Source organism: Candidatus Hydrogenedentota bacterium (genome assembly GCA_035416745.1).
In the GTDB taxonomy this organism is placed as follows: Bacteria; Hydrogenedentota; Hydrogenedentia; order Hydrogenedentales; family SLHB01; genus UBA2224.
Window position 1 is genome coordinate 19,472 of the sequence record DAOLNV010000072.1, and the last position, 10,599, is coordinate 30,070.

General features: G+C 60.8%; 7 protein-coding genes. 5 read left to right on the forward strand and 2 right to left on the reverse strand.

Annotation, left to right across the window (positions count from 1 at the left end):
- Window positions 1–9: 9 nt before the first annotated feature.
- Entirely contained in the window at window positions 10–2,439 is a 2,430-nt protein-coding gene (locus PLJ71_17670) for an extracellular solute-binding protein (GenBank protein ID HQM50521.1), read from the reverse strand.
- Between the two features lie 267 nt (window positions 2,440–2,706).
- Here PLJ71_17670 and PLJ71_17675 point away from each other — a divergent pair, with 267 nt between their 5' ends.
- The 5 genes from PLJ71_17675 to PLJ71_17695 all read left to right on the forward strand — a co-directional run bounded on the left by PLJ71_17675 (window position 2,707) and on the right by PLJ71_17695 (window position 9,382).
- Window positions 2,707–3,582 carry a DUF72 domain-containing protein gene (locus PLJ71_17675; protein HQM50522.1) on the forward strand — a complete coding sequence of 292 codons (876 nt, stop codon included), beginning with the start codon at window positions 2,707–2,709 and terminating at the stop codon, window positions 3,580–3,582.
- 166 nt (window positions 3,583–3,748) lie between these two features.
- Entirely contained in the window at window positions 3,749–4,603 is an 855-nt protein-coding gene (locus tag PLJ71_17680; GenBank protein HQM50523.1) for a tetratricopeptide repeat protein, read from the forward strand.
- 235 nt (window positions 4,604–4,838) lie between these two features.
- On the forward strand, window positions 4,839–5,861 hold the full coding sequence (locus PLJ71_17685; GenBank protein ID HQM50524.1) for a Gfo/Idh/MocA family oxidoreductase: 1,023 nt from the start codon (window positions 4,839–4,841) through the stop codon (window positions 5,859–5,861).
- A 19-nt stretch (window positions 5,862–5,880) separates the two neighbouring features.
- Window positions 5,881–8,292: an exo-alpha-sialidase gene (locus PLJ71_17690; GenBank protein ID HQM50525.1), complete on the forward strand. Its 2,412-nt coding sequence runs from the start codon at window positions 5,881–5,883 to the stop codon at window positions 8,290–8,292.
- A 1-nt stretch (window position 8,293) separates the two neighbouring features.
- Window positions 8,294–9,382 carry a hypothetical protein gene (locus tag PLJ71_17695; protein ID HQM50526.1) on the forward strand — a complete coding sequence of 363 codons (1,089 nt, stop codon included), beginning with the start codon at window positions 8,294–8,296 and terminating at the stop codon, window positions 9,380–9,382.
- Window positions 9,383–9,415: 33 nt separating this feature from the next.
- On the opposite strand, the gene PLJ71_17700 is transcribed toward PLJ71_17695, so the two are convergent.
- The gene (locus tag PLJ71_17700; GenBank protein HQM50527.1) at window positions 9,416–10,231 is read right to left on the reverse strand and encodes a PIG-L family deacetylase; all 816 of its coding nucleotides are present in this window, start codon (window positions 10,229–10,231) and stop codon (window positions 9,416–9,418) included.
- Between the last annotated feature and the right edge of the window lie 368 nt (window positions 10,232–10,599).

The window sequence follows — 10,599 nt, forward strand, 5'->3', positions numbered from 1 at the left end:
CATCATCTCCTACTTATCGCTCTCGTAATAAACCCACTTCCTCGACAATCGGAGTTGGACTATGGTCAATACCAGGATAATCGCGAACAACACCCAAGCCAGGGCGGCAGCATATCCCATGCGCATATACCGGAAGGCGTTGTTGAACAGCTCATACACATAAAACAAGGTCGAGTTCACGGGACCGCCCTGCGTCATCACGTACGCCTGCGTGAAAATCTGGAACATGGAAATCAGCCCCATGACCAGATTGAACAGAATATACGGGCTCAGCATCGGCAGCGTAATGCTGAAGAACTTGGTAAACTTCCCCGCCCCGTCTATTTCCGCGGCCTCGTACAGATGTCTCGGAATCCCTTTGAGACCTGCCAGCCAGACGATCATCCCTCCGCCGGCGCCCCACAGCAACATCAGAATGATCGCGGGCTTCGACCACATCTGGTCCTGAAGCCACGCCGGGCCGTCCAATCCGAGAAAACCCAGAAACGCATTCAGAATCCCCTCCTGGGGATTGAATATCCACTGCCACAGAATTGCCGCCGCCACCGCCGGCATGATCGCTGGAAGGTAGAAAAACGTCCGGTAGACCGCCATTCCCTTCACTTCGTAGCTCAACAACATGGCGATCCCCAATCCCACCGCCATGCTCAAAGGGACGCTCAGGGCGATATACAACGTGTTCCAAAGAGATTTGAAGAACAACGGTTCAGCCGTGAACATGTTGAGATAGTTGTTCAACCCTACGAACTTTGGCGGCGAGAACACATCGTATTCACAGAAGCTCATGATCAATGAGAAGACAATCGGGCCTCCCCAGAACACCAGAAACCCGATGAACCACGGCGTGGCGAAGGCATACCCTGCATAATACTCTCTCCGGAAATATCCCGTGCTCCGCAATCCCCGCTCAAAATACCAGAACACCCCTCCAAACAGCGCGAGGATCACCACGCCGTATACCACCAGTACGGGTGTCCAACTGATTTCAGGGTACGCCTTGGGATGAAAGAGACGGTCCAGCTCCCTTTGAACGATCTCCGTCTGGTAATCCAGCGCCATCTTCGCATTCCGGCGAATATCGGCCGGGTCAAAGGTCTTGTAGATACCCGCCTCCATAGCGCGTACCTGGGCATTCCACAACACCTGGCCCACCGCCGTAACCGGGCGGCACTTCGAGTACGGCAGCGCCTCGACAAACACCTGTTTTGCTGTCTTGAACCGCTCCGGTACCTCGGGATCGCTGTAGATATAATATTCGTTGGCCCATTCGGCCACGCTCTTCCGCGCCTGGATTTGGGGAAGAAAGATGTTGCCGCTCCCGCGCGCGAATTGCCGTTGCTCGTCGCACTTAATCTTGACGGCACGCTGGGAAACCATGTATTTCATGAACTCCCACGCCTCACGCGGATGCTTGGCCCCCCGGGGTATGACCAGCGACCACCCCCCGCACCAGCCCAGGCGCTGCTTTCCCTCTGGCGCCGGAGCAAGGGTTACCCCGAAATTCAGGTCGCGCTTCAGGTTAATGATCTGCCCGATGTATTCATCGCAGTCGATGCGCATGGCAATCTTGCCGCGCAGAAACGGGTCGAGATCGGTACCTTCCTGGCTGGATTGAAACGCCGTCACCTCCTTTGCCCCGCCCATCAGGTCGTACAGCTCGGTCATGTAGGCCAGCGCCTCAACGACCTCCGGTGAGTTCAGCGTGCACGTCCGCCCGTCCTCACTCATGAACTCGCCCCCGTTCAGCCACCCGTAGATGTACAGCCACGAATTCCCGTAATTAGGAACGAACCCCACCGAGACCAGCTTGCCCGAAGCATCCCGTTCGGTCATGATCCGCGTGGCGTCTTTCAACTGCTGCCACGTCCTCGGCGGCCCTACCCTCGTGGGGTCCTCCGGGTCTACGCAGCCCGCGGCGATCAGCTCGTCGGAGTATTTTTCCAGCAGATCTTTGTTATAGAAAAGGGCTCTACTGTCTGTGCGCGTTGGAACCGCGTACAGCTTCCCCTCGTAACACGCCTCGAGCCAGCACGGACGGTAGAAGTCTTCCTCGCGCAGTGTTGACGGGTCGTCCGGGCGCTCCCGCAGGTCCTCTTCATAGAATTCCTGCAACGACATGAACGCCCCGCGCGCCGCCCATTCCCCCACCGCGAACCGATCGAAGAACACCACGTCTGGCGGGTCGCCGCCCGTTATGCTGCAGAGAAGCCGTTGCGGATCGTCCGTTTTGTTGATCGACGCGCTCTGGCCCATGACCACTTTGATACGGGGCTTGCCGTCGCTCCCGTCGTGAAAAGCCTCAAAACCATGGACCACGCCTCCCGCGAAGTTATCCAGCTCCTCTCCCCAATAATACAAAGTCACCGTTTCGGACGCGGAGGCACATATGGCGGCCGTCACAAAACCGATAAAGGACAAGAATGCCGCCGTCTTGCGCAAAGCACCCCCTAACGTATCGCCAAACCGTGGTTTTCTGGCGCAACCGTGGGCCAGGTCCTCCTGCCCAGCATGCCGGCACATCAGGTCCGCGCAAGTGAGACATTTCCTCACGCGGCGCCCCGCGCACGCCGCACCCCGGCCAACTGAGCGGAATCACCCGTCCGTATCAAACCACAGCCGCGCCCGCCCGATCAAGGAAGAAGGGCCCGCGGGGGTTCGAACAATCCAGCGCGAACGTGATAGGCTGGACCCCGGAGCACATCACTCATGGGAACGGAAAGCGCCGCAGTACGGGTCGGACCCGCAGGCTGGTCGTACGACGACTGGCAGGGCATCGTCTATCCCCCCGGCATGCCCCGCCACCTCCATCCTCTTGAGTTTCTCAGCCGGTACTTCGACACGGTCGAGGTGAATTCCTCGTATTACCGTCCCCTGCCGCCGAACTACGCGGCCAACTGGCTGAATCTGCTCGATGGCAATCCCCGCTTCAAACTCACCGCGAAGCTGTACAAGGCGTTCACCCATGAACGCGGCTCATGGCCGTCGCAACAGGATATCGACGCCGTTCGCGCCGGCTTCGACCCCCTCATGGACGCACGACGGCTGGGCGCGGTGCTGGTCCAGTTCCCGTGGAGCTTCACGCGCACCGTCGAGAACCGCAAATGGCTCGCGCGGGTAGCCGGCACCTTTTCCGAATATCCTCTTGCCCTCGAAGTGCGCCATGCCTCATGGAACCGCCCTGAGGTCTTCGACGAGCTTGCCCAGCGGGGCATCGCGTTCTGTAATATTGACCAGCCATTGTTCGCCAATTCTCTCGGACCCACCGACACGGTGACCGCCCGCGTGGGCTACGTCCGCCTTCACGGCCGGAATGCCGACGACTGGTTTCGCGAAGACGCCAGCCGCGACGAACGCTACGACTACCTGTACTCACGAGAGGAACTTGGCCAGTGGCTGCGCAAGATCGAGCGCATCCGCGAAATGGCCGCCGAAGTTTACGCCATCACCAACAACCATTACCGCGGCCAGGCGGTGGTTAACGCCTTCGAGCTTCAGGACGGCCTCGGCATCAAGAAGCAGGCGCCCCTTCCCGAGTCCCTCATCCAGGCGTACCCTCGCCTCAACGACATCCAACGCGAATAGGCCCGTCACCCTGAGCAGCCCGAATCGCGTTATGACATCAGTATGGGCCGGTCCCAGGACCGGAGGGGGGTTTCCGGCGTGAGAACCGCGAGCCCGGCCTGGAATAAGCGTCCTTACACGCAGAATGTATTGAATATGGCGCTTAACGGTAGTGTAATAGCAGCCAATGCGATCGCATAAGGTTATATGGTTCATTACGGCTGTGCTCGTGGCCGCAACCGTTTTCGTTGTGGCCACGCGCCAGCCGGCGCCGCCCAACACGCCTTCGCCTATCGTCGATTTGTCGCCCCAGCAGGCCAATCTGTTGATTGAAACCATGTTGGCCTGTCTCGACGACGATCCCCAGGGCAGGCGCGTGCGCACGCGCTATGTCGTGGAAGCGGTCGCGGCGCTCGCCGAAGAGGGGGTGATGGAAACGGCGCAGACCTACTTCGCCCTCGGCGTGCTCCGGTACGGCCAGCGATGGAAAGATGCCCCATTGGGCAAGTCCGAGGCAGCGTTTCGCAAGGCCATCGAATTGGACCCCGACTGGCCCATGCCGCATAACGGACTCGGACTCACCCTCATGTACATGGAGCGATTCGAAGAAGCCGAAGCCGCGTTTCGCCACGCCATCCAATTGGACCCGAACTGGAGCCGCCCCCACAACGACCTCGCCGTGCTGTTGCGCCATACCAACCGCCTTGATGAAGCCGAGGCGGAGGCCCTCATCGCGCTGTCACTCGACCCGGCCAGCGTCGCCAACAACAACAATTATGGCAACGTTCTCCTCAAACGAGGCCGTGTCGAAGAAGCCGAAGCCCAGTACCACAAAGCCATCGAACTGGACCCTCAGGAGCCCGCCCCCTACTACAATCTCGCGTGCACGTCCGCCCGCCGGGGCGATCGCGACGGGATGCTGGCCTATCTCAACGTCGCGATCGTGCTCGCCGACGTGTTCCGCGAAGAGGCCAGCGAGGACCGCGAGTTCGCCGCCTACCGCGACGATCCCGCCTTCCGCAAACTTGTTTACCGGGAATGAGCAGGCCGCCTCCCGCGCCGAGGAAGACCGTCCCAAAACGGAGGGCCGGTTTTCCAACCGGGCACTCAATCGCCGCGGCCCTTCCGGGCCGCGCTCCGGCGACCAATCGCTTCGTCCACTGTGTTCACACGTGCGCAGCGCCTCGCGCGGCTGGAATCCGTTCGCATGCCGTGACACAATACCTCTCCAAACCGGTTGGCAGACTTTCGTACACGATTGCCCGAGGGACTTGCGTATGAGCGTCAAGGACAAGGTCCGCGTCGGAGTGATTGGCGCCGGGGGGATGGCGCACAGCGTGCACCTGCCTTCGCTTGGCTGCATCCCGGAAGCCGAGGTCGTCGCGATCTGCGACCTGGTGCCCGAGCGCGCCAAGGAAGCGGCCGCGAAACACCATATCCCCAGGGTCTACCCGATTCATGCCGAGATGCTCGAGCACGAAGTGCTCGACGCGGTGCTGTGCCTCTGTGAACCGGATCGCCAGTTTCGCCCGGCCTACGACGCCCTGTCAGTGGGCAAACACGTAATGCTCGAGAAACCGCCGGGACTGACGCTCTTTCAAGCTCGAACCCTCATGCGTGCGGCGCGCGAGCACAATTGTATCGTCCAGGTGGCGTTCAACCGGCGCTTCATCCCCCTTGTGCAAGAGGTCCTGGCCCGCATGCGCAACCTCACCACCGTCAACCAGGTTGTCGGACATTTCATGAAACACGGCACCGCCGCCTTCTGCGACGGCAGCATCAGCGCGTTCGAATCCGACACCATACATGTCCTCGACTGGGTGCGTTGGGTGGCCGGTGGGAATCCCGTCGCAGGGGCCATGCTCGAGTCGCGGTTCGGCGACGTCGTGCCCAACGCCTGGAACGCCGTCGTCCGGTTCGACAACGGTGTTGCGGGCGTGATCAAGGCCAACTACATGACGGGCGGCCGCACCCACATGTTCGAGGTGCACGGTCCGCATGCCAGCGCGTTCATCGACGTGGGATTCGGCTCAGCCACGTGCAGCGCCCGCATCCTGGTCCACGGCAGCGGCGGCGAGTACTCGCTCGCCGCGAAAGGCGCGGGCGAAAACCAGACCATCGAGCTTGACGGCATACAGCTCGCCGGCAGCCGCGAGTTCTACGCCTACTACGGTTTCCTGCAGGAAAACCAGGAATTCATCGCGGCGGTCCGCGAGGGCAGGCCCAACTCGTGCGACATCGAAGACGGCGTGAAAGCGTTCGAGTTCGCCGAATTCCTCAACGCCCACCGCCTGGCATAGGAAGAGAGGATTACTCCAAATGTTGTTGATCTCGCTCATTCTCGCGGCAATCGCCGCCGTACCGGAACATGACCCCCTGGAATATGCCTTCATTTCCCACGCCAAGATAGCCGACGAATCCGATGGCAGCGCCAACCGCTGGCCGAACATGGCTGTGCTCGAGGATGGCCGCGTACTGGTTGTGTGGTCGCGCCAGCCGTCGGGCGATGGCGAAGATGCCATCCTCGCCTCGTTCTCACGCGATTGTGGATGCAGCTGGACAGCCCCGGCAGCCATTCTCGCAACGCCCGGGTTGTTCATCGACGCGGATCCCAGCATTGTCGTCTCGGGAAGCCGCGTGTTCGTCTCATGCACCGCCGTCAAAGGCGATGGAATCAACACCTCTACGCAGAGGTTTGTCCGCAGCGAAGACAACGGCCAGACGTGGTCCGAACCCTACGTTGTCTCGTTCAACCACCGCTATACCTGCGGCAAGACCCACCGCGGTCTGCGCCTCGCCTCTGGCACGTTGTTGCTCGGATATTCCTGGGAGACCGGCCTCGAAACCGGCGGCACTCTCACCTCCGAAGGTCAGATGGATCTCCGCGCCGGCGTCATGCGCTCGACCGATAACGGCGACACCTGGATCAACGGAGGCGACACCCACGCCACCTTCGATAAGGTGGGCGAACACGCCGTGTCCGGGACCGATGAACCCGCCATCGCTGAACTCGAGGACGGCTCGCTCTACATGCTCATGCGCACCGGCGCCGCGTACCTCTACGAAGCCCGCAGCGACGACGAAGGCATCACCTGGCGCGACGTCAAACCCAGCCCGCTCGCCGGCTCGAACGCCCCCGCGGCGCTCGCTCCCTTCACCTTCGGTGAACGCAAGGGTATTTTTGTCGTATGGAACAACTCGGCCAACCGCGTGCCTCTCTCCGCCGCGGCATCGTTTGACGGCGGCAAAACCTGGACACCCCCGAAAGACATCGGCTACCCCTACACGCGCGGGCAAGCCTCCTATCCCTCGTGTGTGCAAGCCCCGGACGGAACCCTCCTGGCGGTGTGGCAACAGGATCTCGAGGCGGGCCGCGCGGTACGCATGGCGCGGTTCAGCCTCCCGTGGCTCGTGGCACAACCCGCGAACGCGCCATTGCCCGAATTACAGGATATCCGGCTTCCCGAGACGCCCGCCGAGTGGGTGACGTATTCGACAACGGTCACGCCCGATCGCGCGGGCCCGCCATGGCGTCTCCATCGCGAACCGGGCACGCTGACGGGCGGCATCCTCCGCCTGAATCCTACGGGCGGGTACTATATCGACGACCAGCCCCAGTTCTTCGACGGCTCGCGCAACACCGTAGTGGAGGCGCGCCTGCGTGTGGTCGAGCGGGATCGCCAATCCCCGGGAAACCATTCCGCGGCGGAAATCTGGATGGGGGGTCCCCAACCCGACACGAGCTGCGTTCTTTACATCCGCGAAGACGCCGTGTCGTTCAACGCACAGTATCAGCCGGCTGTCGCGGTCGATGCTGCACAACTGCACACCTACCGCGTCTGGCGCGATCTCCCGAACCGCAAGGCGTATCTTTTCCTCGATGATGCCGAGACACCCGTACTGGCGTGCAGCCTGGAAGCCCCTTACGGCTACAACATCAACCGCATCCTGTTCGGCGATTCGGGCGGGGCAGCGGACGTGTCGGGCGTCACCGACTGGGCTTTCGTGCGCTGGGGATACATCGAAAAGAGCCCCAACCCGCCAACACGCCTCAGTTCGAGCGACGTCGACGTCACCATCGTCGCCCTGGGCGACTCGACCACCGCCGTGCGCGGACCCTTGCTTGTCTATCCCGGGCTGCTGCAAGAAGACCTGCGCGATCTCGGCATCTCCGCGCGGGTAGTCAACGCTGGCGTCCCGGGCGACACAACCGCCACGGCCCGGGAGCGGCTCCAAAAAGACGTGCTCGCGCACAATCCCCAACTCGCCATCGTCTCCTTTGGCATTAACGACTCGGCCATCGATGTCTCGCAAGGCGCCTCAACCCCGCGAGTGGCCATCGAGGAATACGAAGCCAATCTCCGGTATATCGTCGCGGAATTGCGCAAGATTGATTCGAAGGCCGTCCTCGTGACGCCCAATCCTCTCGCGTGGACGCCTCTCTTGAAAGACATGTACGGGAAACCCTCTTACGATGTTTCCTCCGACGCGGGATTCAATTTCATGCTCGAGCAGTACGCGGACGTCATGCGGCGCGTGGCCGCGGCCGAGAATGTGCCGCTGGTTGACACTCGAAACGGCCTGGCGGACCTCGGGCAACGCGCAGGCATCGAACGCCTGCTCCTCGACGGCATGCATCCCAACGATATAGCCCACCGCTTCATCGCGGACCGCATCCTCGAGTGCATCACGCCCCTGCTCGAAGACGGCGATGCCCGCCAGGAACAATGAAATGGCTGGCATGTGCGTCGCATGCCAGCTTCGCAGTTACATCGCGCCGGGATGTCCCGCGACTCGGGCGCCGTGTGACGGCTCCGAGGCGCCCTTGCGGGTCGAGTTCGGTTTCACACCGCGCTGGTACCGGTCGCGTTGCGGCATCGATTTCGGGGAACGGTGGCACCTCGATCCCCTGTATCGCGGCGAGACCATCCTGAAAATGCGCGCAGCTCTCAACCATGCCTTTCCTGCGATCTCTTGGCGCAAGAATGAGGCGGTGGCCGTGCCCAATATTGACGGCGTCCACGGCGGCCTCACCGTGACCCGCCTCTTCGGCATCCCGGTCGAGTATTACGCCGATAATTGGCCCGCGGCCTTGCTCGAGTTCTTGCCGCGAGAAACCATCCGCACGCTGTCGCCGCCGGACCTTTCGAACCACCCCCTCTTCGAGCAGCTCGAGTCGCAGATGGATTGCATCGAACGCGAAGCCGGCCGTATCGAGGGCTACATCAACTGGCAGGGGGTGCTAAACAGCGCCTACCGTATCCGGGGACCCGAGGTCTTCACCGATCTTCTCACCGACCCGGGACTCGCCCACCACCTGTTTGAAACCGTCACCGAAACCATGATTGCGGGCATGCGCCGCGTCTACGAGCGCCAGCGCGCCACCGGCGTCAACGTGCGCCACGCAACCGTCAGCAACTGCCTGGTCAATATGGTCTCACCCGGGCAGTACCACGAGCACTTGATGCCCTACGACAGACGGCTCGCCCAAGCCTTCGAAATCTTCGGGATCCATAACTGCGCATGGAACGTCGACCCCTATATCGACGATTACGCCAGTTTCCCCAATCTCGCCTACGTCGATATGGGGTTAGACTCGAAGCTCGATTATGCCCGGCAAGCATGTCCTCACGCGCGCCGCGCAATCATGTATACCCCGCGCGATCTGGCAACCAAGTCAGAGGCGCAGCTCCGCCGCGATCTCGGGCGTATCTATCGCGAGCTAGGGCCGTGCGACGTGGTAATGGCCGATATTGACGACAACATCCCCGGTCAGCGCGTGGCGTTTTTCGCGCAGGCCGCCTTGGAAACGGCGAGGTGACCGGGGCGCTCGTGGTAATCATCCCGTCTGCCGTTACCCAAAGTCAGGTCTATAGAAGTTCTCTCCAAATACCTGGTTCAACATTCCCAGGTTTTCGTAACGAAACTGCTCGGCGAATGCATACCCGCGCGTTTTTCCAACCCGCGCGCAGAATTCGCGAATGGCGTTGCCTATGAAGGCGCGGTATCCGTCCCTATCCATTTCTCTCAGGCCGGGCAGGTCAATGCCCAGTGCTGCCGCCTCTGCAAGGACGAGATCTACCGTGAGCGCCATCTGACAATCGTGCTTCAGCAAGGCTTCAACTTTCATGTCAATGGTCGATGATATATCGACGAACATTCGGGCATCGTCTGACGGGTGTTTAGCGAACCAGTACGCCTCGGTGCATTTGTACGGTGCAAACGCATGTTCGGGGTGAAACAAGGGGTTAGCCGCAAAGGAAGCCGCTTCATACGCTGCCATCCCGACGAGGCGGTGGTCCGGATGGTCCTCCCGCGCGGCAAACGGGTCCCAGCTCATCACGATGTCCGCCTTCACCTCCCGGACAAACGACATCACCTTACTGCGAATCACGTTCGGATGCGTCTCGTTCAGAAATGCGTCTGGATATCCCTCAAGACGAACCTCCTTCAGACCGAGGATACGGCCCGCCTCAAGCGCCTCTTCCGCGGACACACGGATCAACTCCTCTTTGCTGAGGCGAAATGATCCAACTGAGTTATCCGTGAGGATATACTCGTAAACATCGTAGCCCTTTTCGTCAACAAGACGAGCAACCGTGCCCCCCGCCATGAACTCGAGATCGTCGGCATGTGCAACAACAGCTAGAACGGTCTTCTTGCGTTCCATGGCTCTTTCCTCCGCGTATGTTCCCAAGCGCCGCCATTCAACATTACGGTATGCAGTAGCCTTTCCTCAACACCGGCCCGTGGGCTATGGACGAATGCCGCACACACCTGAACAATGTCCGCGAAGCGTATTTGGGCATTGCGTGTAGAGTTCAACGCTGATTCCGGCTGCAGCGCGGTTCCTGTGGAATCAGCCCGAAACCTTCTCGTCTTGAGGACATGTTCGGGCTTTTCGGAGTTGGTCCTGTATCCTCACTCTTTGGTAAACAGATATATGTATCATTTATCTATTAGAAAGAAAATCCAAGTACCACATACATATTTCGGCACGAGTAGGCCATTGGATACGGCTCAACGCGGCCAGGGAAT

Bases quoted from the DNA above. Each gene is read 5' to 3' on its own strand.
- PLJ71_17685 (HQM50524.1), top strand. From the start codon at position 4,839: ATGAGCGTCAAGGACAAGGTCCGCGTCGGAGTGATTGGCGCCGGGGGG.
- PLJ71_17695 (HQM50526.1), top strand. From the start codon at position 8,294: ATGGCTGGCATGTGCGTCGCATGCCAGCTTCGCAGTTACATCGCGCCG.
- PLJ71_17675 (HQM50522.1), top strand. From the start codon at position 2,707: ATGGGAACGGAAAGCGCCGCAGTACGGGTCGGACCCGCAGGCTGGTCG.
- PLJ71_17690 (HQM50525.1), top strand. From the start codon at position 5,881: ATGTTGTTGATCTCGCTCATTCTCGCGGCAATCGCCGCCGTACCGGAA.
- PLJ71_17680 (HQM50523.1), top strand. From the start codon at position 3,749: ATGCGATCGCATAAGGTTATATGGTTCATTACGGCTGTGCTCGTGGCC.
- PLJ71_17700 (HQM50527.1), bottom strand. From the start codon at position 10,231: ATGGAACGCAAGAAGACCGTTCTAGCTGTTGTTGCACATGCCGACGAT.